Raw genomic sequence first — 24016 nt, forward strand, 5'->3', positions numbered from 1 at the left:
CCCGCAGGGGGGGAGTGATTTCTGCCACGCCTCCAGAGTAGACCCTGTAGCGCAAAGTTGCGCCACGGCCGTGCAAAGAAGTGTCAAGCCGCGCCCCGGGAGACGCTCTTGGTCTTGCAGCTTCGCAGCCGGCAGCGGAGCATACGCGCATGAACAGCGCAGCCGCCGACAGCACGGGCCGCGAGGAGGCCGACGGACGCCTCCTGCTGGTGGACGACGATCAGGAACTCGCCACCATGCTGCAGGAGTATCTGGAGCCCGAGGGGTTCGCCGTGGAGTGGGCCGGCGACGGCCCGAAGGCGCTGGAGCGCCTGGCAGACGCCGCATTCGACCTGATCATACTGGACGTCATGATGCCGGGCATGAACGGCTTCGAGGTGTTGCGGCGCATCCGTGCCGAGCGCGACACGCCCGTGCTGATGCTCACCGCCCGCGGCGACGACGTGGACCGCATTGTCGGGCTGGAGATCGGCGCGGACGACTATCTGGCGAAGCCCTTCAATCCCCGCGAGCTGGTGGCCCGTCTGCGGGCGGTACTGCGGCGGACGAGACCGCCCGCGGCCGCCGAGACGGGCCACCTGAGCGCGGGCTCCATCGCGCTCGACCTGCGCACCCGCCGGGCCACCCGCGGCGGGCGCGAGCTCCGGCTCACCGGTACCGAGTTCCAGCTGCTGGGGCTGCTCGTGGCCGCCGCCGGCGAGGTGGTGAGCAAGGAGACCATCTCCCGGGAGGTGCTGGGCCGGCGACTGCAGCCCTGGGACCGCAGCGTGGACACCCACATCAGTAATCTGCGCGGCAAGCTGACCGGCGACGAGCGCGGTGAGAACCCCATCCGCAACATCCGCGGCGTGGGCTACACGCTGGTCCCGGACGAGCCGGATGCCTAGCCTGTTCCTGCGCATCTTCCTGGGCTTCTGGCTGGTCATCGGCGTGCTGCTGGCGGCGGCCATCCTGGTGGTCTGGCAGGTGGCGGAACAGCGGCGCGAAGCCTGGCAACAGTTCGACCCGCGGGCCGTGCACATCGAGGCCTCCCAGGTGCTCTCCGGCGGCGGGCCCGAGGCCCTGCGGGAATGGCTGCAGGACGGCGCCGGACTGCCCCCGGAGCTGCGCCTGTTCGTCCTGCTGGAGGACGGCCGGGACATCCTCGGGCGGCCCCTGCCCGAGGTGCTGGTGGCCGAACTCGCGCGTCTGCGCGCCGTGGCGGAACAGCTGAACAGGCCGCGCGCCCTGCCGCCGAACTTCCGGCCGGCGCGGCCGATTCCCCAGATCATCGGCCCGGACGGCCGCGTCTACAGCCTGTTTCTGTTCCGCCGTCCCGGCGCCGCCCTGCGCCTGTTGCCGGATCTCCCCGTGCGCGTGACGCTGCTGCTGTTCGCGCTGGCGGTCAGTGCCGGCGTGGCATGGCTACTGGCGCGCACCCTGTCGCGGCCGGTGAAGAGCCTGCGTGATGCCACCCGCGCGCTGGCTGAAGGCAGCCTGGATACGCGCGTGGGAGGGCCTATCGTGACCCGCCGGGACGAGCTCGGCAGCCTCGCGCGGGACTTCAACGACATGGCCGCACAGCTGGAGGCCTCACAGCGTTCCCAGCGCGAGCTGCTGCGCAACGTCTCCCACGAACTGCGTTCGCCGCTCGCGCGCATGCGGGTGGCGCTGGGCCTCGCCCAGCGCGACGCCGGCGAACTGCCGGCACTCGCGCGCATCGAGAAGGAATCGGATCGGCTCGACTGGCTCATCGGCGAGATCATGGACTTCGCCCGGGCCGATTCCGGCCGCGGTCCCCGCAGCGAGGAATTCGATCTGACGGCGATGCTGCGCGAGCTGGTCCGCGACGCGCGTTTCGAGGGCGGCGACGACGGCCCGCGCATCGAGCTGGAGGCGCCGGCGGGCGTCCTGGTCCGCGCCCAGCGGGCCTCGCTGGCGAGCGCCGTCGAGAACGTGCTGCGCAATGCGGCCCATCATGCCGAGCAGCGCGTCGACGTGCGGCTGAGCCGTGGCCCGGAGGGCCTGTCCGTGACCATCGCCGACGACGGCGGCGGCGTCCCCGACGAGGAACTCGGCCTGCTGTTCGAACCGTTCTACCGGGGCGACAAGGTGGGCACCGCCGGACTGGGGCTCGCCATCGCGCGGCGGGTCACCGAGCTGCACGCCGGCAGCATCGTCGCCCGCAACCGGAAGGACGGCGGGCTGCAGGTGACCATCACGCTGCCGGCGACGATGCTGGCGACTCAGAGACCGAGCTGACGCGCGGCCAGGTCGCGCATGATCTCCTCGGAACCGCCGCCGATGGCGTTCACCCGCACCTCCCGGTAGATGCGCTCGATGCGGCTGCCGCGCAGATAACCGGCGCCGCCGAGAATCTGCATTGCCTCCCGGGCGCAGAACTCCATGGTCAGCGTGGCCTGCACCTTCAGCATGGCCAGATCCGCCGCCGGGGTCTCGCCCCGGTCGACGCGCCAGGTGCAGTGTTCCAGATAGGCCTGCGTCGCGTTCACCTGCCGCAGCATCTCCACCAGCTTGTGGCGGATGACCTGGTGATCGGCGAGACGCCGGCCGAAGGTATGGCGCTGACGCGCCCAAGCGAGCGCGTCCTCGACGCAGACCCGCGCCGAGGCATTGGCGCCGGCCGCCATGGCCAGCCGTTCGCCGTTGAAATTTTTCATGATCAGGGCGAACCCGGCACCCTCCGTGCCGATCAGATGATCCCGCGGCACGCGCACGCCGTCGAAATGGATGGTGGCCGTGTCGGACGACCACCAGCCCTGCTTGCGGTCGAGTTCCGTGCGGCTCACGCCGTCCGCGTCGGCAGGGATCAGAAGCATCGAGATGCCGTCGTAGCCCTCGCCCGTGCGTACGGCGGTGGTGAAGTAGTCCGCCCGCATGCCGCCGGTGATGAAGGTCTTCTCGCCGTCGACCACGTAGTGATCGCCTTCCGCGACGGCCCGGGTGCGGATGGCGGCCACGTCCGAGCCGCCGCCCGGCTCCGTGATGGCCAGCGACATGTGCCGTTCGCCGGTGAGCACCCGCGGCGCGATCGCCGCGCGCAGCGGCTCGGGGCCGCCGGCGAGCAGCGGCGGCAGGGCGATGCCGTGCACCATCAGGCTCGCGTTGACGCCGCCGGCGCCGCTGCGGGCCAGCTCCTCGGAGACGATCAGGCGATGGAAGCCGTCGATGCCCTCGGAGACGCCGCCGTAGCGCTCGGGGTAGCCGACCTGCAGCAGGCCGAACTCCGCCGCGTCGTGGAACAGGGACTCCGGGATGCGGCCCGCCTCTTCCCAGTCGTCCACGAACGGCATGATCTTGTCGTCGACGAAGCGGCGTACCTGGCGGCGCCACTCCTCGTGGCTCTCCGTCATCCAGGGACACGGCGGTCGGGGCAGTTCGCTATCCGTCGGCATCGTCGTCACCTTCCTCCTTCTTCGTCTCGTGCGCCGCATCTCCGTCCGGCGCCGCGGCATCCTCTTCCGCGCCGGGCTTGCGGAACAGGATGATGCTGAGGTCGTCGGGCTTGCTCGGCGTGGGCGCCTCCGGCGTCAGCATGCGCTCGCGGGCATAGTCGGCCAGCTGCGCCAGCGTCTCTGCCGCCGGGCCTTTGCGGGCGATCTCCACGATCTCGGCCAGGTGGAGGTTGTCGGTGAGGCCGTCGCTAGCGAGCAGCAGCGTATCCCGGGGGGCCAGCTCCAGTTCGGCGCCCACCTCGATGCGCATGTCGGCGGTGCCGAGAAAGTTGAACACCAGGTTGCGCTCGGCATGGTAGAGCGCCTCCACCTCGTCGAGGAAACCCGCCTCCACGGCGAAGGCCACCGGCGTATGGGCTATCGTCTGCATCTTGAGCCGCCCGCGCTGACCCGTCACCAGCGCCGCCGAGTCGCCCACGTGGTACGGGCGCACCAACCGTCCCTCCACGGAGACCACGGTCAGCGTGGTCGCCGATCCGTTGGCCAGCGCCATCACGGCCGCGTTGGCTTCCTCCATGGCGTTCAGGATGGCCGTGCGTAGCATCACGGCGGGGTCGCTGACCGCCTTCAGCGACTCGATGACGGTGCGGATCGCCGTGCGCGAGGCCCGCTGCCCGGCCGGCAGGCCGCCGGCCCCGTCCGCGACCGCCAGCACCACCGTGTCCCCGGCCAGCGGTATCACGGCGAGCGTGTCCTCGTTGCCGGTCTCCTTGTCCGGGCTGCGGCGGCAATAGGCCACGGCCTCGCCGCCTGCTGCCTGCGCCGTCAGAATCTCGCCGGAATCCTCTTCCACCGGCAGTACGAGGGGCTCTTCCTGGGTACCCCATGCCCGCGCCTCAGCCATTCCTGCGGCGCCGGCCCGGCGTCCGGCCGGAGACCGGCTGCCGGCACCAGGCACAATAATTCCAGAATTCCGCCGCGATGCCCCAGCCGCAGGAGCTGCAGCACCGGTCGGAGCCGGGCAGCGCCCACTTGCGCTTCACCTTGGCGCGGCACCAGGGGCAGTAACGCATGAAGGGCATCAGCGGACCGCCGCAGCGCTTGTTGGCGCAGCGGGCCGTATAGCGGCGGTCGCTGTAATGCCGGTTGGTCTCTTTCTCGAAGCCCGGCCCGTAGCACCAGGCGCAATAGTCCCAGTCCAGCTTCACGCCCCGCTCGCAGCGGGGACAGTGAGCCGGGAACGTGCGCGTGTCGCCGGCGGCCGGGTTGTCGGCGCCGCACCAGGGGCAGGCCTGCATCACCTCGGCCACCGGGCCCTCGCAGCGCCGGCATTGATGGCGGGTGTCCAGCACCTTGCGGTAGCGGCTCTGGAACTCCCGCCACTGCACCCGTTTCCAGACCGGCCCTTCCACCTTCGGGCTGCTGCGCCGGCGCTGGCGGCGCGCACGGCTGCGCGCCCGCTCGAACTCCGCGCGCATCTGCACGGCGTCGCGGGTGCGCGCGGAGATGTCCACCTGCATGGCCCGGCGCAGCACCTCCAGCAGGTCGCCGCTGGCGTGCTGGCGGGCCCGCTCGATGCCGGGCGGCGGCCAGTCGAAGGGCCATTCCGGCAGGCGCCCGGAGAACAGCTGGTAGAGCACGAGACCCAGCGAGAAGACGTCGGACTGGAACTTCGGTCTGCCCATGGCCTGCTCGGGAGCGATGTAGTCGATGGTGCCGGAACCCGACGCCTTCAGCGTGCGCAGGTTCAGTTTGGCGAAGCCGAAGTCGGACAGCCGCAGCCGATTGCCGGGGAAAATGATGAAATTCTCCGGCTTGATGTCGCAGTGGATAACCCGGTGCTCGTGGGCATGCGCCACCGCGGCCAGCGCCTGGGAGGCGAAGTCCATCCGCAGGCTCTGGGACATGCGCCTGACCAGGCGATCGGCCAGGGACTCCGTGCCGAGCGGCATCGAGATGACGAAATGATCGCCGATGAAGCCGGCATCGTAGACGGGCAGAATGTTCGGGTGCTCGAACTTGGAGGCCATCCGCACTTCGTGCAGGAAGTCCTCGACGGCCGAGAGACTCCTGGCCGTGGTCAGCGGCACCTTCAGCGCGACGTGAGCCGAACGCACGGTATCGTAGGCCTGATACACGTTGGCGAGCGGCCCCTTCGACAGGCAGCGGACGATGCGGTATTTACCGAGTTTCTGTCGCGCACGGAGCAATGCGTGCCGGTCCCCCCTGCTGGCCGGCCCCCCGGCCGGATATCCGTACGCTCCGGGAACCGGAGCGCCGGAGACGATGATTGGGCCTGGGCCGGGAGCCGTCAAGTCGGGGTACGCCGTACCTCAGAGCACCTCGAACAGCCCGGCCGCGCCCATGCCGCCGCCGATGCACATGGTGCACACCACGTAGCGGGCGCCGCGTCGGCGCCCCTCGATCAGCGCATGGCCCACCATGCGGGCACCGGACATGCCGTAGGGGTGGCCGATGGAGATCGAGCCGCCGTTGACGTTCAGCAGTTCGTTCGGGATGCCCAGCTTGTCGCGGCAGTAGATCACCTGCACCGCGAAGGCCTCGTTGAGTTCCCACAGGCCGATGTCGTCCATCTTCAGCCCGGTGCGCTCGAGCAGCTTCGGCACCGCGAACACGGGGCCGATGCCCATCTCGTCCGGAGCAGTGCCGGCCACGGCGATGCCGCGATAGATGCCCAGGGGCTCCAGCCCCCGTTTCTCGGCGAGCTTGGAGTCCATCACCACGCAGGCGGAGGCGCCGTCGGAGAGCTGGCTCGCGTTGCCGGCGGTGATCACGCCGCCCTCGAAGACCGGACTGAGGCTCGCCAGACCTTCGGCGGTGGTACCGGGCCGGTTGCCCTCGTCCTTCTCCAGCGTGACCTCTTCGAAGCTGATCTCCTTGGTCTCCTTGTCCATCACGCCCTTGGTCGTGGTCATCGGGACGATCTCGTCGTCGAAAGCCCCTGCCTCCTGACCGGCGGCGGTACGCATCTGGCTCTGCAGACCGTACTCGTCCTGCTGCTCCCGGCTGATGCCGTAACGCCTGGCGACCACCTCGGCAGTCTCCAGCATCGACATGTAGATGTGCTCGCTGGCGGCGATCACGTTCGGGTCCTTGGCACGGTAGGTATTCATGTGCTCGTTCTGGACCAGGCTGATCGACTCCAGCCCGCCGCCGACCACGATGGGCATGTTGTCGTGCAGCACCTGCTTGGCGGCGATGGCAATGGCCATCATGCCGGACGAACACTGCCGATCCACGGACATACCGCTGACGGTCTCCGGCAGGCCGGCGGCGAGCAGCGCCTGGCGGGCGACGTTCTGACCGCTGGAGCCCTGCTGCATCGCGCAGCCCATGATCACGTCGTCCACCTCGGCCGGGTCGACGCCGGCCCGCTTCACCGCCTCGCGGATGGGATGGGCCGCCAGTGTCTGGGCCTGGGTGTTGTTGAAGGCGCCCCGATAGGCCTTGCCGATGGGCGTGCGCGCCGTGGATACGATTACCGCTTCTTTCACTGCCTTTCTCCCGGCGGGCGCCCGCGCCCGCCTGTCGATGTTCCGTGGAGACGGGCGCTCAGCCCGTCTTGATGCCCAGCTCCTTCGCCGCGCGGGTGAGGAACTTCATGCTCTGGCCGCTGCCGTCCTGGTACTCCTCGGCGCCGGTCTTGTCCGCGATCTTCTCCCAGCTCGCGGCCACGTGATCGGCGTCGCGCTCGTCGGGCGCCAGCCAGATGCCCGGCGTCTCCTCCAGATACACGCGGGCATAGCCGCCCGCCCCGGCCGAGATGATCTGCCGGCTCGGCGCGTCCGGGCTCACCATGAACACCACGGCGGGCGTGACGTATTCCGGCTGCAGCAGCGCCAGCGCCTCTTCGGGCATGAGCCCCTCGGTCATGCGGGTGGCTGCGACCGGTGCCAGGCAATTCACGCGGATGTCGTACTTCTGGCCTTCCAGGTGCAGCGTGTTCATGAAACCCACCACGCCGAGCTTGGCGGCGCCGTAGTTCGACTGGCCGAAGTTGCCGTACAGGCCGGTGGACGACGTGGTCATGACGATGCGGCCGTATTTCTGCTCGCGCATGATCTCCCACGCCGCTTTGGTGCAGTTCACCGAACCCATGAGGTGCACGTCGACGACCAGCTGGAAGTCCTCGAGGTCCACCTTCGCGAAGCTCTTGTCACGCAGGATTCCCGCGTTGTTGACCAGCACGTCCACGCGGCCCCACTTGTCCATGGCCGCGGCCACCATCGCCTGGACCTGCTCGTAGTCGGCCACGTTGGCGCCGTCTGCGATGGCCTCGCCGCCGGCGGCCTCGATCTCGGCCACCACGGCCTCGGCGGCCTCGCTGGAGCCGCCGCTGCCGTCCCGGGCTCCGCCCAGATCGTTCACCACCACTTTCGCACCGCGGCGGGCGAGTTCCAGGGCGTGACAGCGCCCCAGGCCGCCGCCGGCGCCCGTCACGATAGCCACCTGATCGTCGAATCGGATCGTCACTTCAGCCTCCCTTGGTCAATCGGTTGCCGGTCAATCGGTTGCCGCGGCTCACTGCACGAAGTACAGGGCCAGCGTCTCGGCCACCAGGGCCGGTTTCTCTTCGCCCCTGATCTCCACCGTCACCTCGGACGTGGTCAGGATCTGGCCCGGCTTCTTCTCGTTCACTTCCTTCAGCTTCACGTGGGCGCGCACCTCGCTGCCCACCTTCACCGGCTGCAGGAAACGGACCTTGTTCGAGCCGTAGTTGATGGCCATGGCGATGCCCTCGGGGATCACGCCGCACTGCCCGGTGAGGTGGGGCAGCAGTGAGAGCGTGAGATAACCGTGGGCGATGGTCGTGCCGAACGGCGTCTGCGCCGCCTTCTCCTTGTCGACGTGGATGAACTGATGGTCGAGCGTGGCATCGGCGAAGGCGTCGATGCGCTCCTGCTCGATCTTCAGCCACTCCGACGGCGGCATGTCCCGGTCGATGTAATCGGCGAGCTTGTCTTTGGACACTGTTTCCGGCATGTCCCCTCTCCTGCTTCTGAGACTGGATATCGGCGGGCCGGCACGGTCCGCCACGGTCTTGCCGGGCGCCTTGTTCTTCGCACGCGGAGCCGCCTGGGCGCCTCGGCGGACGCCAAGTGTACCCGAGATGCGGGCCCGGGGGCGCGGCGGCATCCGGCTCCGCGCTCCGCTGCGCGGGCGGGGAGCCATCAAAACGTCACGGCAGCGTAAGAAAATCTTCAACTTGCGTGACTATCTTCACCGCCATCTCGGAATGCCGGCGGGGTAGAGACTATGAAGCACGCGGAGGCACGAGTTCAGGCGGAAGCGGTCTGGCTCTCGGATACTCATCTCGGCACCCGCGGCTGCCGCGCCCGGCAACTCCTCGACTTCCTCCGCGCCCTGGAGACACGCCGGCTCTACCTGGTCGGCGACATCCTCGACTTCGAGGCGATGCGCAGCACCGTCTACTGGCCTCCCGTCCACGGCGAGGTGCTGCACGAGATCATGCGCCTGTCCCGGGAAGGCACCCGGGTCATCTACATCCCCGGCAATCATGACGCCGAGCTGCGGCTGTTCGACGGCACGGATCACCACCTGATCGAAATACGGCGCCGCCACATCCACGAGACGCGCTGCGGGCGCCGGCTGCTGGTGACGCACGGCGACGAATTCGACCGGGATCTGCGGGTGGGCTCGATGAAAGAGCGCCTCGGCTCGGCCGCCTACCGCTGGCTGGTGGACATGGACGCCGGTCTGAACCGGGTCCGCCACCGCCTCGGCTATCGCCCGGTGCGCATGGCGAGTGCCATCAAGATGCGCATCAACGCGGCGCTGGACTACATCCACCGCTACGAGAACACGGCCATCGAGTACGTCCGGGCCCAGGGCCTGGACGGCATCGTCTGCGGCCACATCCATCGACCGGCCGTGCGTCGGGCCGGCGACGTCATCTACTGCAACGACGGCGACTGGGTCGAGCACTGCACCGCGCTGGTGGAAGACCGGGAAGGCCGCCTCGGACTCGTGTCCTGGGACGGCGCAGCCGAACCGGAGCTCGGCCAGGTGGAACTCGGCGCCGTCGCCTGAGACGGACTCAGAAAGGTATTGGCGGCAGGCGCAGGAACGCCAGGCTGGCGGCGGCCAGCAGCAGGCCGACGGCGGCGCCCGCGAGCACGTCAGTGGGATAGTGCAGGCCGAGTACCACCCGGGAGGCGGCGACCAGCAGCGCGAATGGCAGCATCGCCAGGCCGAGCACCGGCAGGTAGACCAGGAAGAACACCGAGAACAGCGCTGCGTGCAGCGTGTGGCCCGAGGGGAAGCTGTAGCGGTCCAGGGGCGCCGTGCCGCAGCGGATGTCCGCAAAGGTGATGAACGGCCTCTCCCGCACGAGCCTCTCTTTCAGGAAACGGTAGAGCCCGACGCCGGCCAGCGCCGTGACTCCCGTCTGCAGCACGGCGCCGGCGGCCTGCTCGCCGCCGATCAGGAGCATGACGCCGAGCCCTGCATACCAGGCGACGCCGTCGCCCAGACGGCTCACCGCACGGAACAGGGTCAGTATGGGCGTGCGTCGGCTGAGCCGGTTTACCTTCAGCGTAAAGCCGATCTCGGCTGCCGCCACCTGCTGCCACATCGTCTGCACGGAAACCTCTCCCGGGTTGCCCGAAGCTGGCGAGAGTCTCGCCGGGCGACAAGTCAGGGAGGTGACAGCTTCTTTAAAGATCGGTGACACGTTCGGCACTGCTGTCCCGGAATTTTCTCCGAACGGCAAGATTCCGGTAACAGTCGCGGCGGACACTGCCGGCCATGCGCATCGCCATCGTCACCGATGCCTGGCTGCCCCAGGTAAACGGTGTAGTCACAACGCTGGGCAGGACCCGTGACGAGCTGATCCGTGCCGGACACCGGGTCAAGATGATCACGCCGGCGGATCACAGCACGCTGCCCTGCCCCACCTATCCGGAGATCCGGCTCTCGGTGCTGCCGTACCGCCGCGTCCGCAGGACGCTGGACGCCTTCCGCCCCGACTGCATACACATCGCCACCGAGGGACCGCTGGGTTTTGCAGCGAGGCGCTACTGCGTGCGGCGCGGCCTCGCATTCACGACTTCCTATCACACGCGCTTCCCCCAGTACGTGCGCGAGCGCGCGCCGATACCGGTGTCGTGGATGTACGCCTGGCTGAGGCGCTTCCATCGGCCGGCGGCGGCGACCCTGGTGCCCACGCCCGCCGTGCGGGACGAACTCACCGGCCGCCGATTCGGCGGGCTCCGGCTGTGGAGCCGCGGTGTCGACGTGGAGCTCTTCCGTCCCGAGCCGAAGGCGGCACTGGCGGGGCCACGCCCGATCTGCCTCTACATGGGCCGTGTCGCCGTGGAGAAGAACGTGGAGGCCTTCCTGCAGCTCGGCCTGCCGGGCACGAAGTACGTGGTGGGCGACGGCCCCGACCTCGCCAGGCTGCGCGCGGAATTCCCCGACGTGGTCTTCACCGGCTATCGCTTCGGCTCCGAACTGGCAGCGCACCTGGCTGCCGCCGACGTCTTCGTCTTCCCCAGCCGCACGGATACTTTCGGGCTGGTGATGCTGGAGGCCATGGCCTGCGGCACGCCGGTGGCCGCCTACCCGGTCACGGGACCGCTGGACGTCATCGAGCAGGGCCGCACCGGCGTCCTGCACGAGGACCTCGGCGTCGCCATCCGCCGGGCGCTCACGCTGGACCGCGGCACCTGCCGGCAAGCCGCGCTGGAGAAGAGCTGGGCCCGGGCGACCGCGGAATTCCTCGGCCATCTCGCCGGCAACGACGCCGTGGCCCGGCAGGGCGACGCGCAGGTATTGTCGACCGCCGTCGATCCGTGATCCTCGCGGCCGTTTGCATGCGCCCGCCGCCCGGGCACAATGCCGCCATGACCATCACCGAAAGACGGCCGGACGAACCGCCGCAGGGCAGCGGCCGTGTGCTGACCGCCGTGGCCACGCTGGTGCTCGCCATCACGGGCCTGCTGCTCGCGTTCACCGCCATGATGGCGCTGTTCCTCGGCGCGGACGGGCCCGGCATGCAGTCGTTGCTGGCGCTGACCGGCTGGCTGCTGCTGCCCACCGCCGTGCTGGCCCTGCTGTGTCTGCGCCTGCTGGAGCCGGACGGCGGCAGCCGTCTTTCCGCGTGCTGGGCCCGGCTGCCCGCCTGGCTGGTGCTGCTGATCGCCATGATGCTGCTGCTGGCCGTTCTCGCGGAGCTCGCGATCTGGCTGGTGGAGTTCGCCGGCGGCGGCACGGTGGCGCTCGGCCACTACCTGCCGATCATGAGCGTACTGATCTACTCCCTGGCGCTCACCGCCGGCTACGCGGTGGTGGCGCCGGCGGGGGAAGGCGGCGAGCATCGCGGACCGGTGCGCCACACCGATCCGGTGCGGCGCGACCTCGACTGACCGGCCCGGTCAGGACTCCTGCGCCACCGAACGCACCCGCGCGACGGCGGCGAGCCAACCCTCGTGCAGCGCCCGCCGCCGTTCGCCGGACATGGCGGGTTCGAACAGCGCGTCCCGCTGCCAGAGCTGTTCCAGTTGCTCCAGCGAATCGAAGACGCCGCGCTGCAGGCCCGCCAGGCAGGCCGCGCCGAAGGCCGTGGATTCCGTGATGCGCGGGCGCTCCACGGTGATGCCGAGCATGTCCGCGAGAAACTGCACCAGCCAGTCGTTATTGACCATGCCACCGTCCACCCGCAGCAGTTCCACGTCCAGGCCGTCGTCGCGCATGGCCAGCATCAGGTCCCGGGTCTGGAAGGCCACCGACTGCAGCGTGGCCGTCACGATCTCGGCGACCCCGCTGTCGCGGCTGAGGCCCAGGATGGCACCGCGGGCGTCCGGGTCCCAGTGGGGCGCGCCGAGCCCGGCGAACGCGGGCACCACGTGGATGTTGTCGATGACGCCCTGCTCGCGCGCGATGGCCTCGGAGTCCGGTGCGGCGGCGATGATCTTCAGCGCGTCCCGCAGCCACTGGATGGCCGAGCCGGCCACGAAGATACTGCCTTCCAGACCGTAGCTCAGGCGGCCGTCCACGCGGCTCGCGATCGTGGTCAGCAGCTGGTGGCCGGAGGCCAGCGGCTTCTCGCCGGTGTTGGCGATCACGAAGCAGCCGGTGCCGTAGGTGCTCTTGGTCATGCCCGGATGGAAGCAGGCCTGGCCGAACAGGGCGGCCTGCTGGTCGCCGGCCATGCCCGCCACCGGGATACCGGCGCCCAGGGTCTCCGCGTCCGTCGTGCCGAAGTCGAAGGTGTTGTCGCAGACCTCCGGCAGCAGCGAGGCGGGCACGCCGAAGTGTGCGAGCAGGTCGTCGTCCCAGCACTGGCGGTGGATGTCGTAGAGCAGCGTGCGCGAGGCGTTGGTAATGTCCGTGCGGTGTTCGGCGCCGCCGGTCAGGCGCCAGAGCAGGAACGCGTCGATGGTGCCGAAAGCGAGCTCGCCGCGCTCGGCGCGCTCCCGCACGCCCTCCACGTTGTCCAGTATCCAGGCCAGCTTCGTCGCCGAGAAATAGGGATCGATGCGCAGACCCGAACGGCTGGTGGCCAGCTCCTCGCCGCCGCCGGCCGCGTATTCCCGGCATTTCGCCGCCGTGCGCCGGTCCTGCCAGACGATGGCGTTGTAGACCGGCTCGCCGGTGCGCCGGTCCCAGACCACCGTGGTCTCGCGCTGGTTCGTGATGCCGATGCAGGCCACGTCCCGCGGCAGGCAGCCGGCGTCCGCGATGGCGTCGTGGACGACGGAAAGCACGCTCTGCCAGATCGCCTCCGGGTCGTGTTCCACCCAGCCGGGTTTCGGGAACACCTGCGGGAATTCCCGCTGGCTCACGGCGAGGATGCGCGCCTTGCGGTCGAAGACCATCGCCCGGCTGCTGGTGGTGCCCTGGTCGATGGCGAGTATCACGTGCTCGGTCATGGTGGTTATTGCTCCGTGGGACTTTGCTCTGCCGCTGCCCGCGGGCCGAGCGGTTGAGGGACGCGCATGCGGTGTCCCGCCTGCTCCGGCCAGGGGGCATCCGGATGGCGCCCGGCGAAAGCATCCAGCCGGCAGAGCACCGCGTCGGGCCAGGGCGAGACGCGCCGGGTAGCCGTGTCGACGTGCAGGTTCATCCACTCGCAGGTGGCGGCGAGCCAGCCCTCGTCGGCGTGGTACATGCGCATGAACTGGTGGATGCGCTTGGCATCCCAGGCGAGGAGCTGGGCGGTGACCGCCACCGGGTCGCCCTCGCGCAGCTCCCGCAGGTAGCTCACGTGGCACTCCACGGCGAAGGTGGTGCCGCCACTCTCCTCACGGTAGGCGGCGTCGAGGCCGAGTTCCTCCCAGAGCCCGTCGACGCCGCGGTCGAATATCAGCACGTACCAGGCCACGTTCATGTGGCCGTTGTAGTCGATCCACTCCGGGCGGATCGTCTCGGCGTGCACCCGGACGCCCTGCAAGGCGCTCACGATTCCGCCAGCTCCGGCCGGTCGCGAAAGTATTCCAGCGCCTCAGGGTTGGCCAGCGCGTCCGTATTCTTCACGCTCTCGCCGTGCACCACCGAGCGCACGGCCAGCTCCGTGATCTTGCCGCTGATCGTGCGCGGGATGTCCGGCACGGCCAGGATCTTCGCGGGCACGTGCCGCGGGGTGGCGTTCTCGCGGATGACCCGGCGGATGCGGCTCTCCAGCTGCTCGTCCAGCTCGACACCGGGCCGCAGCACCACGAACAGCACCACGCGCACGTCGTCGTCCCGGTCCTGACCGATGGCGATGGACTCCAGCACGTCGTCGATCTTCTCCACCTGGCGGTAGATCTCCGCGGTGCCGATACGCACGCCGCCGGGGTTCAGGACTGCATCGGAGCGGCCGTGGATGATCATGCCGTCGTGTTCGGTCAGCTCGGCGAAGTCCCCGTGGGCCCAGACGCCGGGGAAGCGGGTGAAATAGGCGTCCCGGTACTTCTCGCCGGATTCGTCGTTCCAGAAACCGATGGGCATGGAGGGGAACGGCTGCGTGCAGACCAGCTCGCCCTTCTCGCCGGTGACCGGCGTGCCGTCCTCGTCCCACACTTCCACCGCCATGCCCAGCATCCGGCACTGCAGCTCGCCCCGCCACACCGGTCGTATCGGGCAGCCGCCGGCGAAACAACCGAGGATGTCGGTGCCGCCCGAGATGGAGGCCAGCAGTACGTCGTCGGCGATCTCCCGGTAGACGTAGTCGAAGCTCGCAGGCGCCAGCGGCGAGCCGGTGGACAGCACCGTGCGCAGCGCGGACAGATCGTGGTCGCGGCCCGGATGCAGGCCCGCCTTCTCCAGCGCCGCGATGTACTTCGCGCTGGTGCCGAACACGTTGATGCGTTCCTGCTCGGCCATGCGCCAGAGCCGTCCGCCGTCGGGATGGAAGGGCGAGCCGTCGTAGAGCACCAGCGTGGCACCGCAGGCGAGACCGGCCACCAGCCAGTTCCACATCATCCAGCCGCAGGTCGTGAAGTAGAAGAGATGATCGCCGGACTTCAGGTCCACGTGCAGTACGTGTTCCTTCATCTGCTGTATCAGCGTGCCGCCGGCGCCGTGCACGATGCACTTCGGCGTGCCCGTCGTGCCCGAGGAATACATGACGTAGAGCGGATGATCGAAGGGCAGCCGCGCGAACTCGATCTCATCCGCCTCCTGCACGAAGTCCGTATAGTGCACGCTGCGGGGGACGCCGCCGATGGCCGGCTCGCGCTCGATGAACGGCACCACCACGCAGGTCTGCACGTCCGGCAGCTGCGCGAGGATGCCGGCCACGGTGTCGCGCATGTCGAACACGCGGCCGTTGTAGCGGTAGCCGTCGGTGACGAACAGTACCTTCGGTGCGATCTGACCGACGCGGTCCAGCACGCCCTGCACGCCGAAATCCGGCGAGCACGACGACCACACCGCGCCGAGGCTCGACGCCGCCAGCATGGCGATCACCGTCTCGGGCAGTTCGGCAGGTAGCCGGCCACCCGGTCGCCCGGTTCCACGCCGGCCCGGCGCAACCCGGCCGCGACCCGCGCCACCTCGTCATGCAGCTCGTCGCGGCTCAGTTCCCGGCGCGTGCCGTCCTCGCCGTGGAAGATGATCGCGGGCAGCGGCCCACGGTAGCGCAGCAGGTTCTCGGCGAAGTTGAGTTCGGCCTCCGGGAAGAACTTCGCGCCCGGCATGGCAGCGGCATCGCGGATCACGGTCTCGGGCTGGCGCCGGCACACCGGGTCCAGGTAGTGGAACAGCGTGGACCAGAACGCCTCCGGTTCGTCCACCGACCAGCGGTACATCGCGGCGTAGTCCGCGAAGCCCTCGCCCCGGGCCTCCGCCGCGAAGGCGGCGAAGCGGGTCAGGTTCGCGCTCGCCTTGCGTTCCGGCGACGGCTCCCACAATGGTTCCCGCAGTGATCGGCTCATAGTCGCTCCGGCTCGGTTGCGCCCGTGCGGCGCGTCGGCCCCGGCATTGTAACGACACCCTCGGCGAGCCGTAAGGGACGCGCTGGCCGTGGCGGCGCGACGCGCTTACCATCGACGGAGGCATCGGGAAGCGACCAGGGGCACGGGCATGGACAGCAGCAGCGCCGGCAGAGGGACATGAGGGCCGTCGTCAACGCCGTGCTGGTCCTGTTCATCGCCGTGGCGCTGGTGCTGGCGTGGGCCTGGGAGCCCGATCGCAGCGTCGAGTCCCTGACCGAGCGCTATCGGGTCACCGGCTCGCAATTCCTGGAACTCGACGGCATGAGCGCCCACGTCGCCGTGGAGGGCAGTGGGCCGGCGCTGGTGCTGCTGCACGGCACCGGCGCCTCGCTGCACACGTGGAACGGCTGGGTGGAGGCGCTGGCCGGCGACTTCCGCATCGTGCGCGTGGACCTGCCGGGATTCGGGCTGACGGGTCCCCATCCCGCCGGCGACTATTCCATCGGCGCCTACGTGCAGTTCGTCGACGACGTCACCCGGCGTCTCGGCATCGACACCTTCCACCTGGCCGGCAACTCGCTGGGCGGGCGCATCGCGTGGAACTTCGCGGCCGCCCGTCCGGAGCGCGTGCACCGGCTGATACTCATCGACGCATCGGGTTATCGGCTGCGCCGCACGCCCGCGCTGATTTTCCGGCTCGCGGCGTTGCCGGGTGTCGGCGACGCGCTGGCGAAACTGACGCCGCGCAGCCTCTACCGCCGCAGCCTGGAGGAGGTCTACGCAGACGACAGCCTGGTGGACGAGGCGCTGGTGGACCGCTACTTCGAGCTGTCGCTGCGGGAAGGCAATCGGGAGGCTTTCCTGCAGCGGGCCCGTGCCGCCTCGCGGTCCGCCCGGGAGGATCCGTCAGCCGCGCTCGTACAGATCGACGCGCCCACCCTCGTGCAGTGGGGCGGGCAGGACGAGTGGATACCGCCGGAGCACGGCCGGCGCTTCGCCGAGGACATCCCGGACGCACGGCTCGTCGTCTACGACGACCTCGGCCACGTGCCGATGGAGGAGGCGCCGGCGCGGACGGCCGAAGACGCGCGGGCGTTCCTGCGGGACGACTGAATACCGCCGGCCCGGTCCGGCCCCCTGCAGCCGCTGCGGCCGGCTAGGCCTTAGGCCCGAACAGGGCCCAGAGAATGAGCCCGAGCAGCGGCAATAAGAGGATGACCACGATCCACAGCACCTTGCTGCCGGTGCTCGCCCGGCTGCCAAGGGTCTTCACGATCGCATAGACATCCAGTATCAGGATGATCAGGCCGAACAGGCCGCCAATTTCCAGTCCCATCCAGGGCCTCCCGTGAAGCGTTGACGTCCGCCGAGGATACACACCCGGCCGGCGCCGCGCACGGCGCGGCGCGCCGACGCCTGACCTTTTTGCGTTTGCTAGTATCCCCCACCTCCGCAGGACACGACGAGGCATCGACTTGGCGCAAACGGCTCCGAAACCCGGCCCCGCGAGGGACGTCTACGACCTGCTGACCGGCGACGAGGACGCCCGGGTCTGCAAGGACATCCCCGATGCCGCCTGCCGGGAGCAGCCGCGCAATTACCTGATCCACGTCGCCTCCCTGGTCGCGACCAAGACCGGCGACCGGCTGGCCGGGCCGAAGCTGGTGCTGGCCTGGCTCCTGACCAGTCTCGGCGCTCCGGCGTGGATGCTGGGCTGGCTGGTGCCCATCCGCGAATCGCTCGCGCTGCTGCCGCAGCTCGTCGTCGCCCGCTACCTGCGCGCCGTACCGGTGCGCAAGTGGTTCTGGGTGGCCGGCAGCGTGCTGCAGGGCGTGGCGGTGATGCTCATGGGTGCCGTCGCCCTGAGCCTGGAGGGGGCTGCAGCCGGGTGGGCGATCCTGGGCCTGCTCACCCTGTTCAGCCTGGCGCGGGGGGTCTGCTCGGTGGCCAGCAAGGACGTGCTCGGCAAGACCATCGCCAAGACCCGGCGCGGCTCGGTGACCGGCTACGCCGCCTCGGCTGCCGGCGCCGTGACGGTGGCCGTGGGCGTCGCGGCGATCGCGCTCGACCCCGGCAGCCGGGGCATCGGCTTCTTCGTCGCCGTCCTGCTCGCCGCCGGCGGCCTCTGGCTGCTGGCCGCCGCCATCTACAGTTTCCTGGCCGAGTACGCGGGCGCCACGGAGGGCGGCGGCAATGCGCTGACCGAGGCCATCCGTCAGCTCGGCCTCATCCGCCGCGACCGGGACCTGCGGGAGTTCCTGATCACCCGCACGCTGCTCCTCTCCACGGCGCTGGCGGCGCCTTTCTACGTGAGCCTCGCAAACCAGAGCATGGACAACACGCTGTCCGGGCTGGGCTCGCTGATGCTGGCCTCGGGCGCCGCGAGCTTCCTCAGCGCGCCGGTCTGGGGACGGCTGTCGGACCGTTCCAGCCGACGGGTGATGAAGCGCGCCGCGCTGCTCGCCGCGGCGGCCAGCCTGGCCACGGCGGGGCTCGCGCTCGCGCCGGGAGTGCCGTTCGCGCCCGTCGCCTTCGCGGCCACCTACTTCGCACTCAGCATCGCCCATGCCGGCGTGCGGCTGGGGCGCAAGACCCACCTCGTGGACATCGCCACGGCCGAGAACCGGGCGAGCTACGTGGCGGTCAGCAATACCGTGATCGGTGTGATGCTGCTGGCCGGCGGCGTCTTCGGCGGCATCGCCACGCTGGTGGGCTCCGCCTGGACCCTGGTGCTGCTGGCGGCGCTGTCGGTGGCCGCGGCGGCCTCGGCCCATCGACTGAGCGAGGCGCAGCAGTAAGTCGTCGGAACGGGGGCTAGAGCCAGCGCTTGCGGCGAAAGTAGATGAGCATGCCGGCGACGATCCCGAGCATCACCAGCCACAGCAACGGATAGCCGTAGCGCAGACCGAGCTCCGGCATGTTCCAGGGGCTCGCCTCCGTATCGAAGTTCATGCCGTAGACGCCGACGACGAAAGAGAGCGGGATGAACACGGTGGCGATGACGGTGAGCACCTTCATCACGTCGTTCATGCGGTTGGAGAGGCTGGACAGATACACCTCCAGCAGGCTGGAGGCCATCTCCCGGTAGCTCTCCACCAGATCGAGAGCGTGCACCGTGTGGTCGTAGCAGTCGCGCAGATACGGGTGGGTCTCCGCCGCCAGCATGTGATGCTCGTCCCGCACCAGGCTGTTGAGGGCATCGCGCTGGGGCCACAGGCTGCGGCGCATGACGACCAACTCGCGCTTCAGGCGGTGGATCTCGTCCAGCGCCTGCCGGCTGGGATCGTCGAAGACGGTGAGCTCCAGGCTCTCGATACGCTCGCCCAGTGCCTCCATGACCGGGAAGCTGAGGTCCACCGCCGTGTCGATCAGCGCATAGAACAGGTAATCGGCACCGCGCTCCCGGATCCGTGCCGCAGGCTGGCGCAGCCGGTGGCGCACCGGCTCGAACGGATCGGCATGTCCCGGATGGAAACTCACCACCCAGGTGTCGCCGAGGAACAGGCTGAGCTGGGTGGGCACCACCCCGTCCGGCCCGTGCTCCGGTGCGCCGACGATGGCGAAGAGCTGACCCTCGTAGGCCTCGACCTTGGGCCGCTGCCCGGTATGCAGAACGTCCTCGAGCGCCAGAGGGTGCAGTCCGTAGGCGTCGCCGATGGCACGCAGCAGTTCCTCCGACGGTGTGCCCTGCACGTGCAGCCAGGTCGTGCGCGGGCTGTCGAAATACCGCCCGGCCTCCTCGAGGCCGCAGTCCGTCTCCTCCACCAGCTGGTCCGCGTCGAAGTCGGTCAGGGACAGCGTGACCGGGACGCGCTCGGCCTCCGGCGGCGCGGTGAGATCGCCGGGCGCCGTGCCGGGGCGGGTATAGCGTCCGGGGAAAAGATGCAGGGAATGACGCCGGGTCAGGTAGTGCCGGGGGCGCGGTTTCTCACTCGAATTCGTGGGCTGCGTCATGGACTCGAGCCTGCCTGAAGGTGGATACTGTGCCGCTTTATCGCAGTGTATCCGCTCGCACGCCATTATGTCGCGTGGGGGACATCGGGACCCGGGCCGACGGGTGACCGACGCTCAGCCACCGGACGAAAGCCATGGATGAGTACCGCAGAGTTCTGATAGACGCCTGCCGCCGACTGTTGCGGCCGATCGCGCGCATCATGCTGCGGGGCGGGATGACGTGGCGGGAATTCGCGGATATCAGCAAGTCCGTCTTCGTGCAGGTGGCCACCAGCGACTACGGCATCGGCGGCCGGCCCACCAACGTTTCCCGCACCTCCATCCTGACCGGCCTCACGCGCCGTGAGGTCAAGCGCCAGCGGGAACTGCTCACCGATCAGCTGGACCAGTCCCTCACCCGCAAGACCAACAACGCCACGCGCGTGCTCGCCCGCTGGCACCAGGACCCGGACTTCTCCGACGGTCAGGGCAACGCCCGCGAACTCGAGTACGAGCACGGCGACCACAGCTTCACCGAACTCCTGCGCCGCTACGCCGGCGACATCCCGCCGAAGGCCATGCTGAAGGAGCTGCTGACCACGGGGGCCGTCGAAGAGGCCGCGGGCGGGCGCCTCCGGGCCCTGCACCGCTATTACATGCCCGCGGCCACCGATACCGAGACCCTGCGCCGCGCCGGCGAGGTACTGGAGGACGTGGGGAGGACGGTCAATCACAATCTCGGGCGCGGGCAGGACGAGCCGTCCCGCTTCGAGGGCCGCGCCACGGCGCTGCAGGTGCCACGCTCCGCCATCCCCGAACTGCAGGCGCTGCTGGAGGACAAGGGCGAGGAGTTCCTGTACATGATCGACGACTGGCTGGCCGAGCAGGAACGCCAGGCAGGCAGGGAGGAGACGGACACGGTGCGCCTCGGCATCGGCCTTTATTTCATCCAGGGCCCGCAGACCACGGAAGACAGCGATGAGTGACAGGATGCGCAGTCAATCACATACCTACAGGATGGCCACGAAGAGGGCCACCACGACACTGACGGCCGCGGCGCTGTGCGCCGTGCTGCTCGCCGGCTGCGACAGCACCGAGCAGGTGGCCGGCGTCGACCGGGGCGGCAACCCGGTCGCGGTGGTGACGAAGGGCGAGATCACCGGCTTCGGCAGCGTCATCGTGAACGGCGTCCGCTACGAGACCGGGAGCGCCGAGATCGTGATCGACGGCGAACCGGGCACCGAGGCCGGACTGTCCGTGGGTGCCGTGGTGACGCTGCGCGGCGAGCGGGTGCCGGGCGCCGACACCGGCACGGCCAGCCGCATCGAATTCGACGACAGCGTCGAAGGGCCGGTGGATGCCGTCGATGCGGCCGCCGGCACGGCCGTCGTGCTCGGACGCATCGTGCACGTGTCCATCGACACACTGTTCGAAGGCAACGATGCGGTCACCGGCCTCGATGATCTGACCGCGGGGGATGCGGTGGAGGTCAGCGGATTCGACCGTGCCGACGGCAGTGTCGAAGCTACGCTGATGCGTCTGAAGTCCGCGCCCGACCGGCTGGAGCTGACCGGCGTCGCCGCTCAGGTGGACACGGTCGCGCAGCGGCTGCGCATCGGCGGCGCACTCGTCGACTACGGCAGCGCCATGCTCGACGGATTCGCCGACGGCGCTCCCGCCAACGGCGACCGGGTGGAAGCCCGCGGCAGCCAACGGGCCGCGGACGGCACGCTGATCGCCGAGACGCTGAGCTTCAAGGAACAGGGCGTGGACGCGGCCGCGGAAGGCGAGGAAGCGAAAGTGGAGGGCCTCATCACGCGCTTCGCCTCGGCCGCGGACTTCGACGTGGACGGCCAGCCGGTCGCCACGGATGACGCCACCGTGTTCGAGGGCGGCAACGCCTCCATGCTCGGTCCCGACGTCCGGGTCGAAGTGGAAGGCACCGTGACCGATACGGGCGCCATCCTCGCCGAGCGCGTCAGACTGGAGTCCCCCAGCCAGGCGCGACTGGACGGCACGGTGGACGACGTCGACCCGGACGCCGGCACGCTGACGGCCGCCGGGGTCGCTATCCTCACCGACGGCAAGACCCGCTTCCGCGACGCGAGCAGTCAGCGACAGCGTCCGTTCTCCCTCGCCGACATCGCCAGCGGCGACCGCGTGGAGGCGGCGGGCACGGAGAGCGGCGACGCGCTCATGGCGCGCACCGTCACCCGCACGGACGCCGATGCGGGCGTCGTCCTGCGGGCGCGGGCCAGAGACGTCGGCGAATCCCGCTTCGTCATGCTCGGCGTCACCGTCGTCACCGACGGCACGACGGCGTTCGAGGAAGACGGGCAACCGATCGACGCCGCCGCCTTCTATGCCACGGCGGAAGGCCGCGACGTCGAAGTGGAGGGTACGCTGAACGGCGATATCGTCGCCGCGCGCGTGCGCCTGCTGGAAGACTGACCGGGCCGGAGATCAGAGGAGTCGAGCGTACATGGGCCTGCCGAAGACGATGACGGCCGTCGACATCACCGAGCCGGGCGGCCCGGAGGTCCTGCGGGCCGTGGAGAGGCCGGTGCCGGAACCGCGGCCGGGGGAGGTACTGATCCGGGTGCGCGGCGCCGGCGTCAATCGCCCGGACTGCCTGCAGCGTCAGGGCCTGTACCCAGTACCGGCGGACGCCGATCCCCTGCCCGGCCTCGAGGTGGCGGGCGAGGTGGTCGCGAGCACCGAGGGCGCGGGCCGCTGGCGCCCGGGCGACCGGGTCTGCGCGCTGGTGCACGGCGGCGGCTATGCCGAATACTGCCGGGTGCCCGCCGAACACTGCCTGCCGGTGCCGGATGCGCTGACACTGACCGAGGCGGCCTCGCTGCCGGAGACCTACTTCACCGTCTGGTACAACGTCTTCACGCGCGCCGCGCTGGCCGAGGGCGAGTGGCTGCTCGTCCACGGCGGCTCCAGCGGCATCGGCAGCGCGGCCATCCAGCTGGCGAAGGCCCGCGGCGCGCGCGTCGTCGTCACCGCCGGGACCGAAGCCAAGTGCGATTACTGCCGCGAACTCGGCGCCGACCTCGCCCTGAACTATCGCGAGAGCGACTGGGTGGCGGGCGCGAAGGAGATCACCGGCGGACGCGGCGTCGACGTGGTGCTGGACATGGTGGCCGGACCCTACGTCGACCGGAACCTGGACGTGCTGGCCTACGACGGCCGCTACGCACTGATCGCGTTCCTGCTGGGACCGAAGGCGGAGGCCAACTTCGCCCACGTGCTGCGCAAGCGGCTGACCATCACCGGCTCCGCGCTGCGCCCGCAGACGGTGGAGGAGAAGGCCGCCATCGCCGCGGGCCTGGAACGCGGCATCTGGCCGCTGCTGGAGGCAGGGCGCATCCGGCCGACCGTCTACGCGACCTTCCCGCTCATCGAGGCCCCCCGGGCCCACGCGCTCATGGAATCGGGCGAGCACATGGGCAAGATCGTGCTGGAGCCCTGATCAGAGGTTCCCCATCGTCAGCCGCGAGATCGCCCGGGTGAGGCCCCGCGGCAGGAAGCGCAGCTGGAACAGCGAGATCTGGGTGGCGACCCCGGGGACCGCGATCACGTCGCCCCGCAGCATCGCTCGATAGCCGTAACGTGCCACCTCGTCCGGCGCTGAAGCCACGGCGTCGAACATCTGCCGGTTGGTCATGCCGGCGGCATCCACGAAACCGGTGGCGACCGGTCCCGGGCAGAGCACCGTCACCGTCACGCCGGTGCCGGTCAGCTCCGCCGCAATCGCCTCGCTGAACGACAGCACGAACGCCTTGGTGGCGAAATAGGTCGCGAAGTTCGGCCCCGGCAGGAAGCCCGCCACCGAGCCCACGTTGAGGATGCGCCCGCTGCCCCGTTCCACCATCGCCGGCAGGAATCCGTGCGTGAGCGCCGCCAGCGCCGTCACGTTCAGGTTGATCATGTCCCGGTCCCGGGCCCAGTCCCGCTCGTGGAAGCGGCCCTGCCCGCCGAAGCCCGCATTGTTGATCAGGATGTCCGGCACCAGACCCTCGGCCAGCAATTCGTCGGCCAGGCCCTCCGCGGCGCCGGGCACGGCCAGGTCCCGCGCCACGACGCGCACGTTCACCTCGTGGGCGTCGATGAGCTCGGCGGCGAGCTCAGCCAGCCGGTCCTCGCTGCGCGCCACCAGCACCAGGTCGCCGCCCTTCCCCGCATGGATACGCGCGAGCTGCTCGCCGATGCCCCCCGATGCGCCGGTGATCAGTGCCAGGTTCTCCATCGCTGCTCCTTTCGCGGCTTCCGCCGTCTGCC

Annotated in this window: 22 protein-coding genes and 1 pseudogene; 10 read left to right on the plus strand and 13 right to left on the minus strand. The window is 69.7% G+C overall.

Annotated features, from left to right (window positions below):
* Nucleotides 1-149 precede the first annotated feature (149 nt).
* Both ACJMK0_RS16295 and ACJMK0_RS16300 read left to right on the plus strand, forming a co-directional pair.
* Entirely contained in the window at nucleotides 150-887 is a 738-nt protein-coding gene (locus ACJMK0_RS16295) for a response regulator (RefSeq protein WP_405239886.1), read from the plus strand.
* The gene (locus tag ACJMK0_RS16300; RefSeq protein WP_405239888.1) at nucleotides 880-2241 is read left to right on the plus strand and encodes an ATP-binding protein; all 1362 of its coding nucleotides are present in this window, start codon (nucleotides 880-882) and stop codon (nucleotides 2239-2241) included. The genes ACJMK0_RS16295 and ACJMK0_RS16300 overlap by 8 nt, the downstream gene beginning before the upstream one ends.
* Here the strand turns inward: ACJMK0_RS16300 and ACJMK0_RS16305 are convergent.
* The 6 genes from ACJMK0_RS16305 to ACJMK0_RS16330 form a co-directional block, all read right to left on the minus strand.
* Nucleotides 2226-3395, minus strand: a complete 1170-nt coding sequence (locus tag ACJMK0_RS16305) for an acyl-CoA dehydrogenase family protein (RefSeq protein WP_405239889.1) — start codon at nucleotides 3393-3395, stop codon at nucleotides 2226-2228. The two genes, ACJMK0_RS16300 and ACJMK0_RS16305, sit on opposite strands and share 16 nt — an antisense overlap.
* A complete protein-coding gene (locus ACJMK0_RS16310) occupies nucleotides 3382-4299 on the minus strand; it encodes a PP2C family protein-serine/threonine phosphatase (RefSeq protein WP_405239891.1) in 918 nt (305 codons plus the stop codon). The genes ACJMK0_RS16305 and ACJMK0_RS16310 overlap by 14 nt, the downstream gene beginning before the upstream one ends.
* Complete coding sequence (locus tag ACJMK0_RS16315) at nucleotides 4292-5605, minus strand: protein kinase domain-containing protein (protein WP_405239893.1); 1314 nt, start codon at nucleotides 5603-5605, stop codon at nucleotides 4292-4294. The genes ACJMK0_RS16310 and ACJMK0_RS16315 overlap by 8 nt, the downstream gene beginning before the upstream one ends.
* 123 nt (nucleotides 5606-5728) lie before the next feature.
* Entirely contained in the window at nucleotides 5729-6910 is a 1182-nt protein-coding gene (locus ACJMK0_RS16320) for an acetyl-CoA C-acyltransferase (RefSeq protein WP_405239895.1), read from the minus strand.
* A gap of 58 nt (nucleotides 6911-6968) precedes the next feature.
* Nucleotides 6969-7889, minus strand: coding sequence for an SDR family oxidoreductase (locus tag ACJMK0_RS16325; RefSeq protein ID WP_405239897.1), 921 nt, complete (start codon nucleotides 7887-7889; stop codon nucleotides 6969-6971).
* Between the two features lie 48 nt (nucleotides 7890-7937).
* A complete protein-coding gene (locus ACJMK0_RS16330; protein WP_405239898.1) occupies nucleotides 7938-8399 on the minus strand; it encodes a MaoC family dehydratase in 462 nt (153 codons plus the stop codon).
* Between the two features lie 273 nt (nucleotides 8400-8672).
* On the opposite strand from ACJMK0_RS16330, the gene ACJMK0_RS16335 reads away from it, so the two are divergent.
* Entirely contained in the window at nucleotides 8673-9467 is a 795-nt protein-coding gene (locus tag ACJMK0_RS16335) for a UDP-2,3-diacylglucosamine diphosphatase (protein ID WP_405239900.1), read from the plus strand.
* A gap of 7 nt (nucleotides 9468-9474) precedes the next feature.
* Here the strand turns inward: ACJMK0_RS16335 and ACJMK0_RS16340 are convergent, their stop codons facing one another.
* On the minus strand, nucleotides 9475-10011 hold the full coding sequence (locus ACJMK0_RS16340) for a phosphatase PAP2 family protein (RefSeq protein WP_405240296.1): 537 nt from the start codon (nucleotides 10009-10011) through the stop codon (nucleotides 9475-9477).
* A gap of 173 nt (nucleotides 10012-10184) precedes the next feature.
* Between ACJMK0_RS16340 and ACJMK0_RS16345 the strand changes: the two genes are divergently transcribed.
* The gene (locus ACJMK0_RS16345) at nucleotides 10185-11234 is read left to right on the plus strand and encodes a glycosyltransferase family 4 protein (RefSeq protein ID WP_405239902.1); all 1050 of its coding nucleotides are present in this window, start codon (nucleotides 10185-10187) and stop codon (nucleotides 11232-11234) included.
* 47 nt (nucleotides 11235-11281) lie between these two features.
* Nucleotides 11282-11803: a hypothetical protein gene (locus ACJMK0_RS16350; RefSeq protein ID WP_405239904.1), complete on the plus strand. Its 522-nt coding sequence runs from the start codon at nucleotides 11282-11284 to the stop codon at nucleotides 11801-11803.
* A 9-nt stretch (nucleotides 11804-11812) separates the two neighbouring features.
* Here the strand turns inward: ACJMK0_RS16350 and glpK are convergent, their stop codons facing one another.
* From glpK to ACJMK0_RS16365, 3 genes and pseudogenes are all read right to left on the minus strand, one after another.
* On the minus strand, nucleotides 11813-13309 hold the full coding sequence (gene glpK, locus ACJMK0_RS16355) for a glycerol kinase GlpK (protein ID WP_405239905.1): 1497 nt from the start codon (nucleotides 13307-13309) through the stop codon (nucleotides 11813-11815).
* Between the two features lie 5 nt (nucleotides 13310-13314).
* Nucleotides 13315-13839 carry a thioesterase family protein gene (locus ACJMK0_RS16360; protein ID WP_405239907.1) on the minus strand — a complete coding sequence of 175 codons (525 nt, stop codon included), beginning with the start codon at nucleotides 13837-13839 and terminating at the stop codon, nucleotides 13315-13317.
* Nucleotides 13836-15796, minus strand: a pseudogene (locus tag ACJMK0_RS16365) (acetoacetate--CoA ligase). Before ACJMK0_RS16365 ends, ACJMK0_RS16360 begins: the two are co-directional and overlap by 4 nt.
* A 177-nt stretch (nucleotides 15797-15973) precedes the next feature.
* Here ACJMK0_RS16365 and ACJMK0_RS16370 point away from each other — a divergent pair.
* Nucleotides 15974-16909 (plus strand): alpha/beta fold hydrolase, encoded by a 936-nt coding sequence (locus ACJMK0_RS16370; protein WP_405239909.1) that lies wholly within the window; start codon nucleotides 15974-15976, stop codon nucleotides 16907-16909.
* Nucleotides 16910-16952: 43 nt separating this feature from the next.
* Here the strand turns inward: ACJMK0_RS16370 and ACJMK0_RS16375 are convergent, their stop codons facing one another.
* Entirely contained in the window at nucleotides 16953-17132 is a 180-nt protein-coding gene (locus ACJMK0_RS16375) for a PLDc N-terminal domain-containing protein (RefSeq protein WP_405239910.1), read from the minus strand.
* A gap of 139 nt (nucleotides 17133-17271) precedes the next feature.
* Here ACJMK0_RS16375 and ACJMK0_RS16380 point away from each other — a divergent pair, with 139 nt between their 5' ends.
* The gene (locus tag ACJMK0_RS16380) at nucleotides 17272-18594 is read left to right on the plus strand and encodes an MFS transporter (RefSeq protein ID WP_405239911.1); all 1323 of its coding nucleotides are present in this window, start codon (nucleotides 17272-17274) and stop codon (nucleotides 18592-18594) included.
* Between the two features lie 16 nt (nucleotides 18595-18610).
* Here ACJMK0_RS16380 and corA read toward each other — a convergent pair whose 3' ends face one another.
* Entirely contained in the window at nucleotides 18611-19750 is a 1140-nt protein-coding gene (gene corA, locus ACJMK0_RS16385; RefSeq protein ID WP_405239912.1) for a magnesium/cobalt transporter CorA, read from the minus strand.
* 134 nt (nucleotides 19751-19884) lie between these two features.
* Between corA and ACJMK0_RS16390 the strand changes: the two genes are divergently transcribed.
* From ACJMK0_RS16390 to ACJMK0_RS16400, 3 genes are read left to right on the plus strand one after another with little or no spacing between them, the layout of a single operon-like run.
* Nucleotides 19885-20715, plus strand: coding sequence for a DUF6502 family protein (locus ACJMK0_RS16390; RefSeq protein WP_405239914.1), 831 nt, complete (start codon nucleotides 19885-19887; stop codon nucleotides 20713-20715).
* A 31-nt stretch (nucleotides 20716-20746) separates the two neighbouring features.
* On the plus strand, nucleotides 20747-22180 hold the full coding sequence (locus ACJMK0_RS16395) for a DUF5666 domain-containing protein (RefSeq protein WP_405239916.1): 1434 nt from the start codon (nucleotides 20747-20749) through the stop codon (nucleotides 22178-22180).
* A 31-nt stretch (nucleotides 22181-22211) separates the two neighbouring features.
* Complete coding sequence (locus ACJMK0_RS16400) at nucleotides 22212-23207, plus strand: NAD(P)H-quinone oxidoreductase (protein WP_405239917.1); 996 nt, start codon at nucleotides 22212-22214, stop codon at nucleotides 23205-23207.
* On the opposite strand, the gene ACJMK0_RS16405 is transcribed toward ACJMK0_RS16400, so the two are convergent.
* Nucleotides 23208-23984, minus strand: a complete 777-nt coding sequence (locus ACJMK0_RS16405; RefSeq protein ID WP_405239919.1) for an SDR family NAD(P)-dependent oxidoreductase — start codon at nucleotides 23982-23984, stop codon at nucleotides 23208-23210. It abuts the gene before it with no gap.
* Nucleotides 23985-24016: the final 32 nt, after the last annotated feature.

The organism is Lentisalinibacter orientalis (assembly GCF_040706535.1).
Classification (GTDB): domain Bacteria; phylum Pseudomonadota; class Gammaproteobacteria; order Steroidobacterales; family Woeseiaceae; genus Lentisalinibacter; species Lentisalinibacter orientalis.